Origin of the sequence: Prevotella corporis DSM 18810 = JCM 8529, assembly GCF_000430525.1 — a bacterium.
Taxonomy (GTDB): domain Bacteria; phylum Bacteroidota; class Bacteroidia; order Bacteroidales; family Bacteroidaceae; genus Prevotella; species Prevotella corporis.
The window spans coordinates 1-20,335 of sequence record NZ_AUME01000035.1; the positions used below are offsets into that span (position 1 = coordinate 1).

The window sequence follows — 20,335 nt, forward strand, 5'->3', positions numbered from 1 at the left end:
GTAGTTAGGAAACTGCTGCTACCATACAAGGACTGTCTGAAGACCATTACAACAGACAACGGACCTGAATTTGCAGCACATAAGGACATTACCAAGTTCTTAGGCGTGCCCGTATACTTCGCTGATCCATATTGTTCTTGGCAAAAGGGAGCGATTGAGAATACAAATAAACTAATCAGACAATATATACCGAAAAAGGATTCGTTTGAACATTACACAGACAAGAGAATTATGTCGATACAAAAGAAATTGAACGAAAGACCGAGAGAAAAATTAAACTTTTCTACACCTAAGTGCGAGTTCTTCAAACACGTTTTGTAATTTTGCACTTGCTGGTTGACTCTACGATTTCCTATATTAAAATTGGAACTTTAAAAACTTATTTTTTGATTTGTGTATGCTGAGAAAATTGTGTATCTTTGCACGTTGCTTTCAAGCAACTAAACGAATTGAAATCAATAAAATAACAATATAGATGAATATATCATACAAATGGCTTAAGGAATACGTCGATTTCAGCCTCACACCACAGGAACTGGCCGAAGCGCTGACCTCTACAGGCTTGGAAGTTGGAAGTGTTGAGGAAGTGGAGACTATTCGTGGTGGGCTCAAAGGGCTTTTTGTTGGCAAAGTGTTGACTTGTGAAATGCACCCTAATTCTGATCATTTGCACATTACGACGGTTGATCTTGGTAAAGAAGCTCCTCAACAAATTGTTTGTGGAGCACCTAATGTTGCTGCTGGTCAGAAAGTTATTGTGGCAGATTTGGGATGTGTGCTCTATAGCGGTGAGGAAAGTTTTACCATTAAGAAAAGCAAACTCCGCGGTGTCGAGAGTTTCGGGATGATTTGTGCTGAAGACGAAATCGGTGTAGGAACAAGCCATGATGGTATAATCGTATTGCCTGAAGATGCAAAGGTCGGTATGCCGGCAGCTGAATACTATCACTTGGATAGCGACTGGCTAATTGAAATAGATATTACAGCTAACCGTGCCGATGCTTTAAGTCATTTTGGAGTAGCGCGCGATCTCTACGCATGGTTGAAACAGAACGGTTATAAGACTTCATTACATCGTCCTGATTGCGATAAGTTTGTTGTTGATAATCATGATTTGGAAATAGACGTCAAGATAGAAAATACAGAAGCTTGTCGTCGTTATGCCTGTTTAAGCGTTACGAACTGCGAGGTAAAGGAAAGCCCAAAATGGTTAAAGGATAAGTTGAACGTTGTGGGAGTTCGTCCTATTAATAATATTGTTGATATTACGAACTACATAATGATGGCATACGGCCAACCCATGCACTGCTTTGACGCTGACATGGTTGTTGGTAAGCAAATTATTGTAAAAGATAAGAACGAAGGAAAAAAGTTCATTACTCTTGATGGTGAAGAACATATCCTTGGCGAACACGATCTTGCTATCTGTAATGCTGAAGTTCCAATGTGTATTGCAGGTGTGTTCGGCGGAAAGGGTAGTGGGACATACGAGAATACGAGGAATGTCGTGTTGGAGAGTGCGTATTTTCATCCTACTTGGATTCGTAAGAGTGCGCGTCGCCATGGCTTGTCAACAGACGCGAGCTTCCGCTTTGAACGTGGCATTGATCCTAATGGCACTATTTATGCCTTGAAACAAGCAGCAATCCTTTGCAAGGAATTGGCGGGTGCTAAAGTAAGTATGGAAATCAGGGACGAGTATCCAACAAAAATGGAGGGCTTTCCTGTTCGTTTAAATTATGAATATGCTGACCGTCTGATTGGTAAACAACTCGGTGTTGAAACTATCAGGAGTATAGCACAGAGCCTTGAAATGGAAATTGTGAAGGAGGATGCTGATGGACTTGACCTCATTGTGCCTCCCTACAGAGTTGATGTACAACGACCTTGTGATGTAGTTGAAGATGTTCTCCGCATTTATGGATACAACAATGTTGAGATACCTTCTACCTTGAAATCTTCACTTACTATTGCCGAGGAATCTGATAAAGACTATCATAGGGAAAATACTATCAGCGAGCAACTTGTAGGATCTGGTTTCAATGAAATATTGAATAATTCGCTAACTGCAATTTCTTACTACGAAGGAACCGAACTGAATGCTTATCCATGGGAGCGGATTGTCAAGGTGATGAATCCGTTGTCAAGTGATTTGGGGGTAATGCGTCAAACACTTTTGTTTGGTGGTTTGGAGAGTATTCGCAGAAATGTTAACCGCAAGGCACATAATTTAAAGTTCTTTGAGGTCGGTAATACATACACCTATAATCAAGAAAAGTGGAATGAGGATAGTCCTATCAAGGCATATAACCAAAGTTACCACATGGCATTGTGGATTACTGGTAAACGGGTGGAAGGCTCTTGGGCGCATCCCAATGAAGATGCAACATTCTACGAACTGAAAGCACATGTTGAGAATATCCTACGCCGTTTAGGAGTTGCCCAGGGGATGATTTTAAGTGAGCCGTCCGAGAATAACATCTTTGACAAGGCTTTGGCATTAAAAAACCGTGCTGGGAAGGTGGTAGTTGAAATGGGCATTCTGAGTTACAAACTGCTTAAGAAATTGGGTATCGAACAACCAGTTTATTATGCTGAACTTGATTGGGGCGGTTTGATGAAATTGATTCGAAAGAACAAATTAGAATTCGAGGAAATATCAAAGTATCCAAGCGTAAGTCGTGACTTGGCACTACTTATTGATGCAAATATAGAGTTTGCCCAAGTAGAGAAAATTGCTTTTCAGAGTGAGAAGAAACTTTTGAAAAAAGTAGAGCTCTTCGACGTTTATGAAGGTAAAAATCTTCCTGAGGGTAAGAAGAGTTATGCTGTTAACTTCGTTCTTCAAGACGAGACGAAAACTTTGAATGACAAGGCTATCGATGCAATTATGCAGAAATTAATTAAAAATTTAACAAATAAACTTGGAGCAGAGCTCCGCTAACAGAACGTTCCAATGGGAAGAGCATTTGAATATCGCAAAGCGACAAAGTTAAAGAGATGGGGCCACATGGCTCGAACATTTACTAAATTAGGTAAGGAAATCCAAATTGCCGTTAAGGCTGGTGGCCCTGAGCCCGAAACCAATCCACGTTTGCGTGCTATTATTGCGACTTGCAAGCGCGAGAACATGCCTAAGGACAACATTCAGCGTGCTATCAAGAATGCAATGGGTAAAGATACAAGCGATTACAAGGAAGTGCCTTATGAAGGATACGGACCTCACGGAATTGCCATTTTTGTCGATACTTTGACGGATAATACCACCCGTACGGTAGGTGACGTACGTTCGGTTTTCAACAAGTTTAATGGTACTCTTGGAACGCAAGGCTCGTTAGCTTTTGTATTCGATCATAAGTGTGTGTTTAGTTTCAAGACCAAGGAAGGTCTTGACATGGAAGAGTTGATTCTCGATTTGATAGACTATGGTGTGGATGACGAGTTTGATGTCGATGAGGAGGAAGGAGAAGTAACCATTTATGGTGAGCCAACAAGTTTTGGCGAAATTCAGAAGCATTTGGAAGATAATGGCTTTGAGATTACATCAGCAGAGTTTACACGTATCCCCAATGACTTGAAGGACGTCACAGATGAAGAGCGTGAAACAATTGATAAAATGGTAGAACGTCTTGAAGATTTTGATGATGTTCAAAATGTTTATACTAATATGAAACCTGCAGAGGAATAGTTTTCTTGTGATGAAATAAGACAATGAAATATTAAAGGTTCTCCATTTAAATTCATTCAAAAGAATACAGAAACAATGTCAGGATAAACAACTAAATCCTGACATTGCGCGTTTAAGACGAAGAGACTGTCATAGAAGCGTGACATTCATAGTTTGTCATTTATTCAATATCACTAATATTCCACTCTTTTCTCTAAAAAGTAAAGGGGACATTTCTGCAATCAGGGATAGACATTTGGATAATTTTATAAATTGTTCTTTCTTCTTTTTCGTTTTTTATTGGTAAATTTGCATATTAAAAGACAAAACTTCCTATGGATCACATAAGAAACTTCTGTATCATTGCGCATATAGATCACGGAAAGTCAACATTAGCAGATCGACTTCTGGAATATACAAAAACTATCCAGGTGACGGCTGGTCAAATGTTAGATGATATGGATCTTGAACGTGAACGAGGTATTACTATTAAGAGTCATGCCATACAAATGGAGTATGAACATGATGGTGAAAAATATGTACTCAACTTGATTGATACGCCAGGACACGTCGATTTCTCTTATGAAGTTTCACGAAGTATAGCCGCTTGTGAGGGGGCACTGCTGATTGTTGACTCAACACAAGGTGTTCAGGCACAAACAATATCTAATCTCTACATGGCTATTGACCATGACTTGGAGATAATCCCTGTTATCAATAAGATCGATATGCCCAATGCTATGCCTGAAGAAGTCGAAGATGAAATAATTGATCTTATCGGTTGTGAGCGTGAAGATATTATCCGAGCAAGTGGAAAGACTGGAGAGGGAGTGCCTGACATCCTCGAAGCTATCGTAAAACGTGTGCCAAGCCCTGTCGGAGATCCCAAAGCTCCTCTACAAGCATTGATTTTTGATTCTATTTTCAATTCATTTAGGGGTATCATAACTTTGTGTAAGGTGATGAATGGGTCTATACGCAAGGGCGATAAAGTGAAGTTTGTGCAAACAGGGATGGAATATGATGCTGACGAGGTTGGAGTTCTTAAAATGGATATGAAACCTACCAAGGAACTATCGACAGGAGAAGTTGGATATATCATTTCTGGTATTAAGAATGCAACAGAAGTAAAAGTAGGTGATACAATCACACATATAGACAGACCATGTGAACAGGCAATTGCTGGCTTTCAAGTGGTGAAACCAATGGTATTTGCAGGAGTTTATCCTATTGATCCGAGTGATTATGAAAATTTAAGGGCTTCGTTGGAGAAACTCCAATTGAACGATGCATCACTAACTTTCCTTCCAGAAAGTTCTCAAGCATTAGGATTTGGATTCCGTTGTGGTTTCTTGGGACTTTTACACATGGAAATCATTCAGGAACGTTTGGATAGGGAATTTAATATGGATGTGATAACTACTGTTCCCAATGTAAGTTATCTGGTGTATGATAAGTTGGGAAATCAAAAGGAAGTTCACAATCCATCAGGATTGCCAGAGCCTACGATGATTGAGCATATTGAGGAACCTTATATAAAGGCTTCCATTATCACTTCGGCTGACTATATTGGTCCTATTATGACCCTTTGTCTGGATAAAAGAGGTGAATTAGTGAGCCAAAACTATGTGAGTGGCAATCGTTTGGAATTAATTTTCATGATACCATTGGGAGAAATAGTAATCGATTTCTACGATAAGTTGAAAAGTATTTCCAAGGGATATGCATCTTTTGATTACCACATAGACTCATTTCGTCCATCTAAGCTCGTCAAGCTCGACATTTTGCTTAATGGTGAGCCGGTTGATGCGCTCTCGACTTTGACACATGAGAGCAACGCTGTGGCTTTTGGACGAAGAATGTGTGAGAAATTAAAAGAATTAATACCAAGACAACAATTTGATATTGCTATTCAAGCTGCCATTGGTGGTAAAATAGTAGCACGAGAGACGATTAAACAAGTACGAAAAGATGTAACTGCAAAGTGTTATGGTGGTGATGTTAGCCGTAAGCGGAAGCTTTTAGAAAAGCAAAAGAAGGGGAAAAAGCGTATGAAGCAAGTGGGAAACGTGCAAGTGCCACAGAAGGCTTTTTTGGCAGTATTGAAATTAGACTAAATACTTAATAGGGAGGAAAATGAAATGAAAGAGACTTTTGAAACACGAGAAATTGCCCGCGAGTTAGCAAGAAAATATAGTACAATGACTCATGATGAACTTGATGTGCTTGAAAGTGTCCTTGTACCAATCAAGTTTGCAAAGGGAGAGATGATTCTTTCAGAAGGAGAAATCTGTGAAAATATCTATTACATAGAGCACGGTCTCATCCGTCAGTTCTATTTTAAGAATGGCAAACAAATAACAGAGCATCTTGGAGAGGACCATACTATTTTCATGTGCATAGAAAGTCTTTTTCGTGAGGAACCAACCAAATTACAAGTTGAGGCATTAGAGCCAACTCTTGTTTATGCTTTGCCTAAGCATAGATTAGAACAAGTTGCTTTGCACAATGTTAATATTCAAATTCTCTATCGTAAAATTCTCGAAGAGAGTCTAATTATTTCTCAGATTCATGCAGATCTCGTGCGATTTGAGACCGCACAAGATCGATATAAGAGGATGTGTAAATTAAGCCCACAAGTTATTTTGCGTGCTCCTTTAGTTTATATCGCAAGCTACTTGCAAATGACACCAGAGACGTTGAGTCGTGTGAGAGCATCGATATTACTTGAATAACTTTTTGAAGAATCCTTTCTGCTCTTCTTTTGAATCCAGTTCAGGATTTTCCTTGGTCAGTTCTGATTGATTTTTCTCCAGTTTGACTTCTGGTATGTCTTCACCCTCGATAATTCCTGATTGTCCCCATTCAGCAACAAGCGTGGTAATATCACGACGAGCAGTATCCACATCAATTTCATATTCTTCTGTCATTTTGTTTACCAAGTAATCAATATTGAACGATTCCATGTCTTTAATCTCTTTCCACAGGAAAGCCGAACTTTCATTCATTGAAATTATATTGCTGAAATCAATATTTTCGTCTCCTTCCGCAACAATAATATATTCTCCACAAACTTGACGAAGATTAAATCCTTTTTTTGCTTTCATAATTAATTTATAGTTTATATTTATATGGTGCCAAATAAGGGAATCCATATTCTATTATAGAAGGCCAGAAGATACCTTCTTATCGGATATAGACGTACCCATATATAGCTATAAGTTTTCCATTTGCGCGAATCGGTTCTATCCATCTGCGGCCGTCCTTTGCGATAAAAGCCGATCACAGCCCCAACAATATTTTCCAACTTACAATGTTCTGTTAAGATGTTGCCATCACCTAATAGAGTTACGGAAGTCCCCTCTATAGCCTTAATTCTATGAAGAACGAAATGCTTGGGTGTGATTTCTGCTAAAACGGGGTCACCAACAGATACCGTTTCTGGTTTTGACAACAACGCCTTGTCTCTATTGTCTTCGAGGAAAGGGCGCATTGATTTCCCTCGAAGTTTAAGAGTGACTGTATGTCCCTCGTTAATCATCTTGACAATTTCTGGCAACAGTTCTGCATTTGAAAACTGCATCTCTATTCTATGTAAAGATGTTTCTGGCATTTTTATTTATTCGCAATTGCGTTGTAACAGACTTTTGCTGCATCCTCGTTTGGTAAACAGTGTAAGGTGTATATACCAGTTGTCTCTACTATTTTTGTTATAGTATCGCAAATGGCATTGTAAATTTCAGAATCCCATTTCATACTTGAGCACGATGGAAGGAGAGAGGCAAACGCCTCTGTAGGAGAGAGTTTCTCTATTGAGTTTTGCATGGCTCTGTCAATTCTTGTTATTGCTCCCAGCTTTGCCTTTACATTTCTATAGCATGGTGTCTTTCCACTCCATGGGCCACCGAAAATCCATAACTCATCATTGACGACCCTTATAATCGGATTATCATCATTCATTAAATCACTTCCAGGTATATACCTAAGCCACATGCTAACTTGGGTTGATTTACCCGTACCGCTTTTTGCTATGAAAGGATAACCATAACCTTTATTCCTTACAAGTGAAGCATGGATAAGTAAGGTCTGTTTGCGAGCGCCTGCGAATGCAAAAATAAGCATTAATGCATTGTTGAGTCCGAATTTCCTCATGTTGTGCTGTCCATTCAATGCGCATCTACAGTCGGAGAAATCCTTATTGGTCTTAAGCAGACAGCAATCGGCATTGTTTAGATCTTTGATAATATATTGATAGCCTCCATTTTCCAACCTATCTACTGCAGTGTCACCATTTCCAGTATCGAATACTCTGATTCTCTTCCTTTGATTTTGGGGAACGGTTTTTAATGTATCATCAACTGTCAGTTGGAAAAACAAATCATCCCCAATAGATTCAACTGCAAATGGCATGAAAGATGGCAACAGATGCATTCCATTTACATCTGAGTTTTGGAAATTTATTCGTATGTTCAGTTCTGCAATTCTGAAATAATATGTTTCCATTTGTAAATAGCTGACTAATATTACTCTACTTTTTCCTTTCTTTTTGTTTACGACCAGTTGCTGCTTTTTTTGCTTCTAATGCTTCCAATGCAGCTGAGTTATCATCTGGGGCAACGGTTGTGAAACTAAATTGGGCGGAATCAATGCTGTTTACTAAATATCTGCCTTTTGCTTTAGTGGTATATTTTGCTTGCATTTTGATATACTTTTTCATTGCTTCCTTTTCTGTTTCGGCAAACATTACCACACATGTGGGATGTTTACTGTAATTAGAGTTCTGAAGATAATTTTTCATCTGGTAAGCATAGTCATCACGATTCACCAAGAAATGTGGACGGCTATCTTCGATATAGACATCCAAAGATTGGATGTCGGTAAAATATACAGTTGAATCATTAAACGACGCAGCAAAGCCAAACATATACACTTTGGCTATTTTATAACCTTTTGCTGACACAGAATGAGCTAATCCCAAAAGGAAAAATGCTATTAAAAATACTTTATTGAATTTCATTTTAAATAATTTATTGTCCTAAATATGCTTTTAGTTCCTTACTAATGTTATTCTGTCTTAAATGCCTGATGGCCTTTTCTTTAATTTGCCTGACTCTCTCCCGTGTCAACCCTGTCTTTTCGCCTATTTCTTCTAATGACATCTCCTGTTGGTCAAGACCAAAGTAGGCTTTGATAACGAGCCTTTCTCTACTCGACAAAGTATCAAGCACTCTGTCGATTTCACGAAGCATACTTTCTTCAACAAGCTGATTGTCCGTAGGTATCAGGTCTTTGTTGGGCAAAATGTCAAGCAAGTTATTGTCATCACCATTGCTGAATGGGGCATCCACTGAGACATGATAAGAGCCGATATTCATTGCAACCTCTACTTTTTCCTCCGAGATGTTAATGTCATCGGCTATTTCGTTTGTACTTGGTGCTCTGCCATTCTCTTGTTCAAATTTATTCAATACCTTCCGTATCTTGTTTGCTGTTCCAACTTGGTTTAGTGGAACTCTCACTAATCTACTATGTTCAGCAATGGCCTGCAGAATGCTTTGCCGAATCCACCATACTGCGTAAGATATGAACTTGAATCCTCGGGTCTCATCAAATTTCTTAGCCGCTTTCATTAATCCGAGATTTCCTTCATTTATAAGGTCAAGGAGTGAAAGTCCGTAATTTTGATATTGTTTTGCAACAGATACCACAAATCTAAGATTAGCCTTGATTAACTTCTCGAGAGCTTTTGTATCACCTTTTCTTATCTTTTGTGCCAATTCAACCTCTTCTTCCATGGAAATGAGATCCTGATGCCCTATTTCCTGAAGATATCTATCAAGAGAATAACCATCCCGATTTGTTATTTTCTGCGTGATTTTCAGTTGTCTCATTGCACTTGGATAATAATATTATACTGGGCAAATTTACATAAAATCAGTGATTTGAGCAAAGAAAAGGTAAATAATGTCTATCAAATATCACTTTTTCGATGAAATCCTAAACCTCAAACGGTTTATTAAAACCTGTACAGATTTTGTTTGATTGTCGTTCAAGGCGCTTTGGCATTTTGTCAAAGTCGAAACGGACAATGTTGAAAGTGGACGACATGGAAACTGCTGACTGGTGGAGAGATACGGTATGATACCTCGTTATAGTTTTGTTATAAAAGTAAAACTATCACGAAAAGATTGCGTCATTGAATGGGGCTCGTTTGAGAAAATACCAAATATAGTGCTTCCGCTTCCCGACATCTGCGCATATAGTGCTCCCATATTGTATAACTCCTCCTTGATTCTTCCTAAAGATGGATGAGATTGGAAAATAGAATGCTCAAAATCGTTCACAAGAGAATATCTCCAATCTTTGATTGGACATTTCACAATATCCTTACAACTAACAGTTGACGGCCTTGGCTTAATATTTGAGAAAGCTTCTTTTGTAGAGATAGATATTTCGGGCTTGACTAATCCTATATAGTAACTAGATAGATTAATATCTTCTGTGTTTAAAAATTCCATCTTTTCTCCAATTCCACTTGCAAAACATGGTTTATTGTGGATGAAAAAGGAGCAATCGGCACCTAACTGAACCGCATAATCTTGCATTTGGGGACTGCTAATATTGAGACTAAAATATTCATTTAGCAATTTCAGCATATTGACAGCATCAGAAGAGCCGCCGCCCAAGCCTGCCTCTGAGGGTATTTTTTTTGTTAATTTGACACGAATATCTGGTAGCCCATGTTCCTTAGCAATTAATTCATAGGCTTTTACAACCAAATTGCGTTGTGGATCACAATCCAATAAAGCCCCGTCAACTTCAAGTGTACACAGTGGATTCTCAGATTGATGACCGATATCGATAAGTTCCAATTGATCACAAAGCGGTATAGGATAGAGCACAGTCTCAAGATTGTGATACCCATCGTTGCGTTTTCCAATAATGTTTAATCCTAAATTTATTTTAGAGCAAGGATATATTGTCATCATGTATAATTGAATTTTTGTTTTGCAAAGATAGAAAAACTTATTACTTATGGTAGGCAAGTTTAAAGTTTTTTTGTAAATTTGTAGCGTTATGCCAGAAAAAGATAGTGTTAAATCAAAAAATCCACGTCGGCGTCAATCAGCATCGATTGATACCTCATACGGACATCTCCAACCTCAAGCTCTTGAAGTAGAGAAAGTGGTGTTGGGTGCCCTAATGATTGATAAGGACGCTTTTACAGTAATATCAGAAATATTGCGTCCTGAAACGTTTTACGAGCCTCGTCATCAAAAGATTTATGAAGCGATACAATCATTGAATCTACAGCAAAAGCCTGTGGACATAATGACTGTGGCAGAGGAATTGCGCTATAAAGGAAATTTGGAAGATGTGGGCGGTCCAACCTATATAGTAGAATTGAGTTCTCATGTGGCATCATCCGCTCACATAGAATATCATGGACACATTTTAGCACAGAAATTTCTTGCCCGACAACTCATCCAATTTGCATCAATGATAGAAACAGATGCTTTTGACGAAACAGTTGACGTAGATGATTTGATGCAAAGAGCCGAAGGAAGTCTTTTTGAGTTGTCACAGAAGAATATGGCTCAGGATTATACACAGATTGACCCTATTGTAAAACAGGCACATGAACTTCTTCAGAAAGCAGCTTCCAATAAGGAGAGCGGAGGACTTACTGGTGTTCCTACTGGCTACAAGAAGTTAGATGAGATAACTGCTGGTTGGCAATTGTCAGACCTAATCATTATAGCAGGACGCCCAGCCATGGGTAAGACGTCCTTTGCACTGAGCCTTGCAAAAAACATTGCCATTGATTATCGCCTGCCTCTCGCCTTCTTCTCACTTGAAATGAACAATGTGCAATTGGTAAATCGCCTGATTTCTAATGTGTGCTCTATACCTGGAAACAAGATACTTAATGGGCAACTTACACCGGACGAATGGGAAAGGTTCGACAATAACATCAGGAAAATGGATGGGGCACCGATATATGTTGATGACACACCTGGTTTATCAGTGTTTGAATTGCGTACGAAAGCACGCCGTTTAGTCCGAGAACATGACATCAAGATATTGATGATTGACTATCTTCAGCTGATGAATGCCAATGGAATGAGGTTCAGTAGCAGACAAGAAGAAGTTTCTACCATAAGCCGTTCGCTGAAAAGTTTGGCAAAGGAGCTAAATATTCCAATCCTTGCATTGTCACAGCTTAACCGAACAGTTGAACAGAGAGATGGCCCTGAGGGGAAACGCCCTCAACTTAGCGACTTGCGAGAGTCAGGAGCTATAGAACAGGATGCCGATATGGTGTTGTTTGTACATAGACCAGAATATTACCATATCTATCAAGACGAGAAAGGAAATGACCTTCATGGAATGGCACAAATCATTATTGCAAAGCACCGTAAAGGTGCCACGGGTGATGTGTTGCTTAATTTCCGTGGGGAATATACTCGCTTTTCAAATCCTGATGAAACAGATATATTTAAAGCTCCAATTGACAACGGCAATTTAGCGTCAGGCGAGATTGTTAGCAGCAGAATGAATGACGATCCTTTCCCAGAACCACCGCTGGATGGTGTTACTGCGTTCTAATGATAATAGAATAGAAAAGATTTATCCTTCTCATTGATTTTCGATGAGGCAAGTTTTACTTTCAGCAAGAAGGTTCAGCGATAGGAAACTAATTGGTGACCTTTTACTGTGCAAAACCTAACCTATCACCATACGAAAGGTCACCTTTTGTTTGGTACTTATTTGATTCTGATTTTTAGTAAGTTATAAATCTAATTGTAGCTAATTCTTTTTAACTTTAATTACTTTGTTAGCCATGGTCATTATCTTTTGGAAAAGACGCTCTATGAGAGTTATTTGCTTATATGGCTACACTTGATTTTGATAGTAGATGCCTTCTGCCTGAATAATAACATCTGTATTTGATTGATAAAAACAAAGAGAGTATGTCATATGCCATACTCTCTTTTGTTAAAATCTTAGTTCTCCCAATAGTTTTGAAAGGAGGAATTTTATTAAGTTATTCTTTATTGATAGCTGCTACACCAGGGAGGACTTTACCCTCGATTGCTTCAAGCATAGCGCCTCCACCAGTAGAAACATAAGAAACCTTGTCTGCCAATCCGAATTTGTTGACTGCTGCAACAGAGTCGCCACCTCCAACAAGCGAGAAAGCACCATTCTTTTGAGTAGCCTCAGCAACATATTTGGCAATCTCACCTGTACCATGAGCGAAGTTTTCCAGCTCAAATACACCTACTGGACCATTCCAAAGGATAGTTTTTGAATCGAGAATTATTTTTTTCCAGTTCTCCAGACTTTCTTCTGACGCATCCATACCTTCCCATTCGTCAGGAATCTGATTGATAGGGAACACCTTACGTTCTGTGTCATTAGAAAATTCTTTACCGCAAAGGGTTGCAACTGACAAAGAAAGGTTTACCCCTTTCTCCTTAGCCGCTGACATTACATTCAGCGCCTCAGGCATCAATTCGTCCTCATGGAGCGACTTTCCAATCTTGCCGCCTTGTGCCTTGATGAAAGTATATCCCATTCCGCCTCCAATAATGAGATTATCGACTTTGTCAAGAAGGTTTTTGATAACTCCAAGCTTGGAACTTACCTTAGAACCACCAATAATAGCCGTGAATGGATGCTGTGCATTCTTGAGCACGTTGTCGATGGCGTTCACTTCTTTTTCCATAAGAAAACCGAGCATTTTGCGTCCAGCATCAAAATAATCGGCAATGACGGCAGTTGAAGCATGCTTGCGGTGAGCGGTGCCAAATGCGTCATTAACATATACATCTGCATAAGAAGCCAGCTTCTTGGCAAATTCTACTTGGCGGATTTTCATTTCCTTAGCAGCTTCATCATATTCAGGAGTACCCTTTTCTACATTAATGGGCTTGCCTTCTTCCTCTGCATAGAAACGGAGGTTCTCAAGCATAAGAGCTTCTCCAGCCTTCAGATTGGCAGTTTCTACTTCTGCATTACCTGCGTCCTTTGCAAACTTCACCTCAACGCCCAGTGCTTCACTCACATTTTTTACAATCTGACTCAGTGACAGTTCGGGCTTCACTTTGCCTTTCGGCTTGCCCATGTGACTCATCATTATCAACGCGCCACCATCTGAAAGCACCTTCTTCAATGTAGGAAGTGCACCACGGATACGGGTATCGTCTGTAACATTACCATTTTCATCCAATGGCACATTGAAATCAACGCGGACAATAGCCTTTAGCCCTGCGAAATTAAAATCATTAATTTTCATTTGAATTTTATTTGAAGTTTATAATGAATACATTCTTACCGCAAAAATACATAATTTTAATTGATTAATAGAATGATATCAGATATTTTTTGTATTTTTGCATATAAATACGTAATCAATGAAAGATTCTATTATTATTGTAAGTGGAGGTTTAGATTCCATAACGCTTTTATACGACAAACAGGAAACAATTGAATTGGCAATTTCTTTTGACTATGGGCAGAATCATGCTGAAAAAGAAATTCCATTTGCAGCATATCATTGCAATAAACTTGGTATATCACATATTGTCATTCCTTTGAAGTTCATGCAAAGCTATTTCAAGAGTTCGCTTATTGAGGGATCAGACAAAATCCCCGATGGTCATTATGCAGAAGACAACATGAAGTCAACTGTAGTTCCTTTCCGCAATGGCATAATGCTCTCGATAGCTGTCGGAATAGCAGAAAGTCACAATCTCAATCGTATTTATATAGCCAATCACGGTGGCGACCACACCATCTATCCAGATTGTCGTCCAGAATTCATCTCATCGATGAATCGAGCAGCTACGACAGGAACGTTCAACAATACATGTATTGAGGCTGCCTATACCAATATGAGCAAGGCGGACATTGTGAGACGTGGCTTGTCACTGGGAATAGATTATTCAAAGACTTGGAGTTGCTATAAAAATGGAGAACATCAATGTGGAAAATGTGGAACTTGCGTGGAACGTCGTGAGGCTTTCAAAGTGGTAGGAGTAGAAGACCCCACAACTTATTCCTTATAGGTTGAGAGTCTTCCTCGATAAATGAAAAGTCATCTTAGAATTCTACCGTAATCCTACCATTGATTTGTCGCCCTGTCAAATAGTTTGGAACCGCATATTGCTGTCCCGCAATGTCAGTGATCCAATAATATGAGTTGACATTATTGATTCCGAAGAGATTCAAACAGTCAACGCCCAACCATACATTTCTGAAAATTGAAGACTTTGAGCCGTCGTGATTGTCGAACAGTCGATAGCTCATACCTATATCTGCACGTTTATAGGCTGGAGCACGGAAAGAATTGTTTTCAAGTTCTTTGTGTGGAGCTGAAAATGGTAGTCCGTCAGCATATGCCAGTTTAAGTGACATTCGCCAGCGGGTTGTGCCAGGAAAATAATCGGTAAAATAGAGATTCACAGCAAAACGCTGATCAGTAGGCAGTGGAATACTCTTACCATTCAGTTTCATTCGTGTGTTCATCAGACTAAATGTGAGCCATGAATCTGTTCCTGGCACAAATTCACCAAAGAGTTTGAGATCGATGCCCATAGCGTGTCCTGACGACTCATTATCACCATAATAAGTAACTTTCACATTATCCACAGAATAGGGGACGAGGCGAGAGAGGGCCTTGTAATAGATTTCCGTTGTGAACTTGAACGGACGATTCATCAATTGGAAGCGGTAGCTCATTGAAGCCAAAGCGTGGATGGAACGTTGAGCCTTGATTTTCTTATTGAGCAAAGCATAGGTAATTCCGTTTATTGTAGTTGTATCACGCAATTCCTTATAGAATGGAGCCTGATAATAAAGGCCTCCTGCCAAACGGAAAGAGAGGTTCCGATTCCATCCAGGAGTAATAGTCAGGGATGCACGAGGAGACACTAAACTTTCACCATTGAAACTCCAATGAGCATATCTAACACCATAGTTCAATGTGAAAAGGGTGGGGATGGAGTCCTTGGTCTGAAAATGCCATGTATCTTGTAAATATGCTTCAATACGTTTAGCGTCAAGCTTGTTTTGTGCTCGGAGCGAATAAATCATGTTGAGATCTTCACCAGTATGGGGAACGTTATACCCAGCAGAGTCACGGTACTCATATTCTGCAGAATGTTCCTCAATTTTTTCCATTTTATAGGTAAAAGCACCTTCTATATTATGTTTTCCTGCCCGATGCTTCATCATGAGTTTGAAACTTTGCACATTGGCATTTAGATAATCACGTGAATGTTGAGAATAAGTGCCAACACCCAAATTCTCGGATGTCTCAGTTTGTGTGAGCCAATATTGTCCTTGGATATCATAACGCTCTTGCTCTTTTGTCGTAAATGCAGATGCTATCAGTGACAAATCTGTCTTTGATGAAAGATGGTTCGTTATGCTGAAAGTTCCAAAAAAGGTTCGGAAAAGGTCATTCTCCATGCCATCGAAATAGACTTTAAATGATTTGACATTTTCCATTGTTCCAAAATTTGTTTCTCGGTCTTTTGGCTCGAAGTTATAATGGTTATCAGAAATATTACCGATAAAGTCAATTTGCCAACGCTTGTTCGGATTCCATGACAAGAAGGTCTGATAGTCAAGGAACGATGGCTTGTACTCCCCATCAGTATCTAAAGAACCCAACAAATATTTGTTGGTTTTATAACGTAATCCATTTATCCATGAGAGTTTTTTAGTTGAAAGACCAAAATACCCATTGGCGCCAAGCAATGAAGCAGAAATTGAACCTTCTGTTCGTTTTGGGCGTTTATATGTAATATCGAGTGCTGAACTCATCTTGTCCCCATACTTTGCCTCAAAACCTCCAGTTGAGAATCCTACGCTCTCTACCATATCAGGATTGATTACGGAAAGTCCTTCTTGTTGTCCACTACGGACAAGGAATGGACGATATACTTCAACGTTATTGATATAGACCGAGTTCTCATCAAACGTTCCACCTCTTACGTTGTATTGTGATGATAGTTCGGAGTGAGTTGAAACACCAGCTTGTGTCTGAATCATTTCTTCCACGGCATTTCCAGTAGCGGATGGTCCTTGCTTGGTAGTTTCTATCTTGAGCTCTTCTGTGGTCCCATGTTGCGGGGTCTTACCTTCCACAACTACTTCCTGAAGTTCGTTATCGTCAGCTAATTGAACTAAAAGGGTCTGTTTACCATTAGGCTTATATAATACTTTTGTTTTAGATTTATATCCAATCATGGAAAATCTAACTTTCACGGAATCTTCACTTTGCAGCATAAGACTGAACTCTCCCTTTAAGTTGCTCATGGCTAATTTTCCTTGAGATACAACCATTATGGAAGCTAATTCAATAGGGTTCCCATCCTTGTCTGATACTTTGCCTTGAAGTGTAAAGGATTGCCCAAAAGCCTGATTGACTGTTAGTGATAAGATGAGTATAATAAAAATATAAAATATCTTTCTATGTAACATAAAAGGATAACGTTTGACACTTTAGTTTATTGTTTTTTAGAGGAAAATAAAAGACACCTTGTTCAGCACAACCGACAACACACCCCACACACAGTTGAAAGCGATGAAAGAAACAATTCCAAAATCTCTAAGTTTGCAATATGAATTGCAATAAATAAAGAGATTGCATCGCATAAGAAGGAAATTAGTTGAAATTCCCGATATGATTTTTACCCATATCAAATTATTTTTCTAGTCGATACTTAACATAGTCGATGTTTTACCAATTGGTTATCCAGACAATAGGTAGTTAAGATATTAATTTCCCATGATTTTAGTGGCGGACGACATCTCATTCCGCCAGACGTTTCTTTAAATATCGTGCCGTATGGCTCATTTTATTATTCATAATTTCTTCTGGAGTTCCGGTTGCAACGACATGTCCGCCACCACGCCCCCCCTCCGGACCTAAATCTATAATATAGTCAGCAAGTTTGATAACATCTAAATTATGTTCAATGATAATAACGGTGTTGCCACGGTCAACTAATTTTTGAAGCACGCTCATCAAGACTCGAATATCCTCAAAATGAAGCCCTGTAGTTGGTTCGTCAAGTATATAGAGCGTTTTCCCTGTATCTTTCTTTGATAGTTCTGTAGCCAATTTAACTCGTTGACTCTCACCTCCGGATAGGGTCGTGGAACTCTGGCCTAACTTGATATAACCAAGACCAACATCCTGTAAAGCCTTGATTTTTGGTAAGATTTGTGGTACATTTTCAAAGAATTCAACTGCCATATTCACTGTCATATCAAGGACATCGGCAATTGATTTTCCCTTGAACCTCACTTCAAGTGTCTCCCTGTTATATCTCTTTCCATGACAAACTTCACATGGTATCATTACGTCGGGCAAGAAATTCATTTCGATGGTCTTATATCCATTTCCACCACAAGCTTCACAACGGCCTCCTTTAACATTGAAAGAGAACCGTCCCGGTTTGTAGCCGCGGATTTTAGCTTCAGGTAAATTTACAAACAAGTTTCTTATTTCAGAGAATACAGCTGTGTATGTGGCGGGGTTGCTTCTTGGTGTACGTCCAATTGGACTTTGATCCACGTTTACAACTTTATCAACATATTCTATGCCTTCAATTTTTTCAAATTTCATTGGCTTTTTTAAAGAACGGTAGAAATGTTGTGATAAAATTGGTTGAAGTGTCCCATTAATCAGCGAGCTTTTTCCTGAACCTGAAACTCCCGTCACAACAATTAACTCTCCAAGTGGAAATTCTATGTCCACATTTTTCAAATTATTGCCGTTGCATCCTTTCAACCAAATGGATTGCCCTTTTCCCTTCCGTCGTTTCTGAGGAATTTCTATCGTTTGTTCCCTATTAAGATATTGAGCTGTTAATGTATGGGTTTTTAGCATCTCATCGTAAGTTCCTTGAAACACCACTTCTCCTCCCTTTCTTCCAGCTCTTGGCCCAATATCAACAATCCAGTCAGCCACCTTCATCATATCTTCATCGTGTTCGACGACAATAACCGTATTGCCTAAATCCCTTAAATCTCTAAGCGACTTGATTAGTCGCTCATTATCTCTCTGATGAAGCCCTATCGATGGCTCATCTAAAATATAAAGTACATTTACAAGCTGCGAGCCTATCTGGGTTGCCAAACGTATTCGCTGGCTTTCTCCTCCAGACAGTGTAGCACTTTGTCGATTCAGGGAGAGGTAATTCAGCCCCACGTCAAGTAGAAAGTTTATGCGCTTTTTGATTTCTTTAATAATCTCGGTTCCTATTTTTTTTTGTTTGGGAGTCATGTGAAGCTCCACTTCTTCTATCCACGCTTTCAAATCTGTAATATCCATAGAAGAAAGCTCTGCAATATTTTTGTTCCAAATACGATAGGAGAGTGCTTCGCGATTAAGTCTTTGTCCTTTACATTCAGGGCATTCACGTTCAGCAATAAATTGTTCTGACCATTTTTTCCCTGCTGCAGTATCATCATTTTCCATTACTGTTCGCAAATATTTGATGACACCTTCAAATGAAACAAAATAATCTGAGTTAGTATGAACCAATTCCTTTGATATCTTCACCTTCTCAAGCGTTCCGTAGAGAATTTCCTCAAGTGTCTCTGCTGGTATGTCCTTTACTGGTGTATTTAAAGTGCAAGAGTTCTTTTCAAGAATGGCTCTGATTTGCCAGAATATCATCTGGTTCTTGTATTTCCCCAAAGGAACTATGGCACCATCATGGATGTTTATCCCATTGTCTGGAATTACCTTTTTCAAATCGATTTCGTTGATTTTTCCGAGACCCTTACAATGAGGGCAAGCACCTTCTGGTGAATTGAAAGAGAATATATTTGGAGCTGGATCTTTGTAAGCAATCCCTGTTACAGGATCCATTAATCGTTTTGAGAAATACTTAGTCTCTGCCGACTCCCGCTCCATAATCATGATGAGTGAGTCCCCTTGCTTCATTGCAACGGCAATAGTCTTGGCAAGACGTTCCTTAAACGATTCATTCTTTGGGTCATCTAATTTCATCTTGTCGATAACTACCTCAATATTATGACTCTTGTATCTGTCAACTTTCATTCCTCTGGTGATTTCCACTATTTCACCATCAATACGGATATAGAGGTAGCCTTTACGTCGCATCTGCTCGAACAGCTCGCGATAATGCCCTTTACGGTTTCTTACCAATGGTGCCAGAATGTAAATTGCCTTATTTGCATAGTCGTTGAGTATCATTTCCACGACAAGATCTTCGGTGTATTTTATCATTGGCTCGCCACTCATATACGAGTAAGCCGTTCCTGCGCGGGCATAAAGTAGGCGGAGATAGTCATATATTTCCGTTATTGTGCCAACGGTTGAGCGTGGGTTCTTATTCGTAGTCTTTTGTTCAATTGAAATTACAGGCGACAGACCTGTTATTTTATCAACGTCAGGGCGTTCCATCCCTCCAAGGAAATTGCGGGCATAAGCCGAGAACGTTTCTATATACCTTCTTTGCCCCTCTGCATAAATTGTATCAAAAGCCAATGAGCTTTTTCCTGAGCCCGATAATCCCGTAAATACAATTATGGAATTACGTGGCATGGTGACATCTACATTTTTGAGGTTGTGCACACGTGCCCCTAATACTTCTATGTTGTTGTCCATCTTTAATC

Annotated in this window: 16 protein-coding genes; 7 read left to right on the forward strand and 9 right to left on the reverse strand. The window is 39.3% G+C overall.

All coding sequences use genetic code 11. The annotated features are described in order from the left end of the window. From H515_RS0107350 to H515_RS0107370, 5 genes are all read left to right on the forward strand, one after another. On the forward strand, positions 1 to 321 hold a 321-nt coding region (locus tag H515_RS0107350; protein WP_028901783.1), incomplete at its 5' end, for an IS30 family transposase. A 154-nt stretch (positions 322 to 475) separates the two neighbouring features. Next, positions 476 to 2,944 carry a phenylalanine--tRNA ligase subunit beta gene (gene pheT / locus H515_RS0107355; RefSeq protein ID WP_028901784.1) on the forward strand — a complete coding sequence of 823 codons (2,469 nt, stop codon included), beginning with the start codon at positions 476 to 478 and terminating at the stop codon, positions 2,942 to 2,944. Between the two features lie 12 nt (positions 2,945 to 2,956). Beyond that, positions 2,957 to 3,688, forward strand: a complete 732-nt coding sequence (locus tag H515_RS0107360) for a YebC/PmpR family DNA-binding transcriptional regulator (RefSeq protein WP_025876937.1) — start codon at positions 2,957 to 2,959, stop codon at positions 3,686 to 3,688. Between the two features lie 314 nt (positions 3,689 to 4,002). Next, positions 4,003 to 5,784 (forward strand): translation elongation factor 4, encoded by a 1,782-nt coding sequence (lepA, locus tag H515_RS0107365; RefSeq protein ID WP_025876938.1) that lies wholly within the window; start codon positions 4,003 to 4,005, stop codon positions 5,782 to 5,784. Between the two features lie 24 nt (positions 5,785 to 5,808). Continuing rightward, complete coding sequence (locus H515_RS0107370; protein ID WP_025876939.1) at positions 5,809 to 6,402, forward strand: Crp/Fnr family transcriptional regulator; 594 nt, start codon at positions 5,809 to 5,811, stop codon at positions 6,400 to 6,402. Here the strand turns inward: H515_RS0107370 and H515_RS0107375 are convergent. The 6 genes from H515_RS0107375 to ispE form a co-directional block, all read right to left on the reverse strand. Next, entirely contained in the window at positions 6,391 to 6,774 is a 384-nt protein-coding gene (locus H515_RS0107375; RefSeq protein WP_025876941.1) for a PqqD family protein, read from the reverse strand. The two genes, H515_RS0107370 and H515_RS0107375, sit on opposite strands and share 12 nt — an antisense overlap. A 20-nt stretch (positions 6,775 to 6,794) precedes the next feature. Next, positions 6,795 to 7,280, reverse strand: coding sequence for a S24/S26 family peptidase (locus H515_RS0107380; protein WP_025876946.1), 486 nt, complete (start codon positions 7,278 to 7,280; stop codon positions 6,795 to 6,797). Positions 7,281 to 7,282: 2 nt separating this feature from the next. Further along, positions 7,283 to 8,170 carry a hypothetical protein gene (locus H515_RS0107385; RefSeq protein ID WP_025876948.1) on the reverse strand — a complete coding sequence of 296 codons (888 nt, stop codon included), beginning with the start codon at positions 8,168 to 8,170 and terminating at the stop codon, positions 7,283 to 7,285. 25 nt (positions 8,171 to 8,195) lie between these two features. After that, entirely contained in the window at positions 8,196 to 8,684 is a 489-nt protein-coding gene (locus tag H515_RS13155; protein WP_025876949.1) for a hypothetical protein, read from the reverse strand. A gap of 10 nt (positions 8,685 to 8,694) precedes the next feature. Beyond that, a complete protein-coding gene (locus H515_RS0107395) occupies positions 8,695 to 9,558 on the reverse strand; it encodes a sigma-70 family RNA polymerase sigma factor (protein WP_025876950.1) in 864 nt (287 codons plus the stop codon). Positions 9,559 to 9,816: 258 nt separating this feature from the next. Further along, positions 9,817 to 10,656, reverse strand: coding sequence for a 4-(cytidine 5'-diphospho)-2-C-methyl-D-erythritol kinase (ispE, locus tag H515_RS0107400; protein ID WP_306302523.1), 840 nt, complete (start codon positions 10,654 to 10,656; stop codon positions 9,817 to 9,819). Between the two features lie 88 nt (positions 10,657 to 10,744). Here ispE and dnaB point away from each other — a divergent pair, with 88 nt between their 5' ends. After that, positions 10,745 to 12,277, forward strand: a complete 1,533-nt coding sequence (gene dnaB / locus H515_RS0107405) for a replicative DNA helicase (RefSeq protein ID WP_028901786.1) — start codon at positions 10,745 to 10,747, stop codon at positions 12,275 to 12,277. Between the two features lie 439 nt (positions 12,278 to 12,716). Here dnaB and H515_RS0107410 read toward each other — a convergent pair whose 3' ends face one another. Next, positions 12,717 to 13,970 carry a phosphoglycerate kinase gene (locus H515_RS0107410; protein ID WP_025876953.1) on the reverse strand — a complete coding sequence of 418 codons (1,254 nt, stop codon included), beginning with the start codon at positions 13,968 to 13,970 and terminating at the stop codon, positions 12,717 to 12,719. Between the two features lie 118 nt (positions 13,971 to 14,088). On the opposite strand from H515_RS0107410, the gene queC reads away from it, so the two are divergent. Then, on the forward strand, positions 14,089 to 14,742 hold the full coding sequence (queC, locus tag H515_RS0107415; protein ID WP_025876957.1) for a 7-cyano-7-deazaguanine synthase QueC: 654 nt from the start codon (positions 14,089 to 14,091) through the stop codon (positions 14,740 to 14,742). A 34-nt stretch (positions 14,743 to 14,776) separates the two neighbouring features. Here queC and H515_RS0107420 read toward each other — a convergent pair whose 3' ends face one another. Together H515_RS0107420 and uvrA are read right to left on the reverse strand one after the other, a co-directional pair. Beyond that, positions 14,777 to 17,164 carry a TonB-dependent receptor gene (locus H515_RS0107420; protein ID WP_025876959.1) on the reverse strand — a complete coding sequence of 796 codons (2,388 nt, stop codon included), beginning with the start codon at positions 17,162 to 17,164 and terminating at the stop codon, positions 14,777 to 14,779. A 331-nt stretch (positions 17,165 to 17,495) separates the two neighbouring features. Beyond that, positions 17,496 to 20,327, reverse strand: coding sequence for an excinuclease ABC subunit UvrA (uvrA, locus tag H515_RS0107425; protein ID WP_025876961.1), 2,832 nt, complete (start codon positions 20,325 to 20,327; stop codon positions 17,496 to 17,498). Between the last annotated feature and the right edge of the window lie 8 nt (positions 20,328 to 20,335).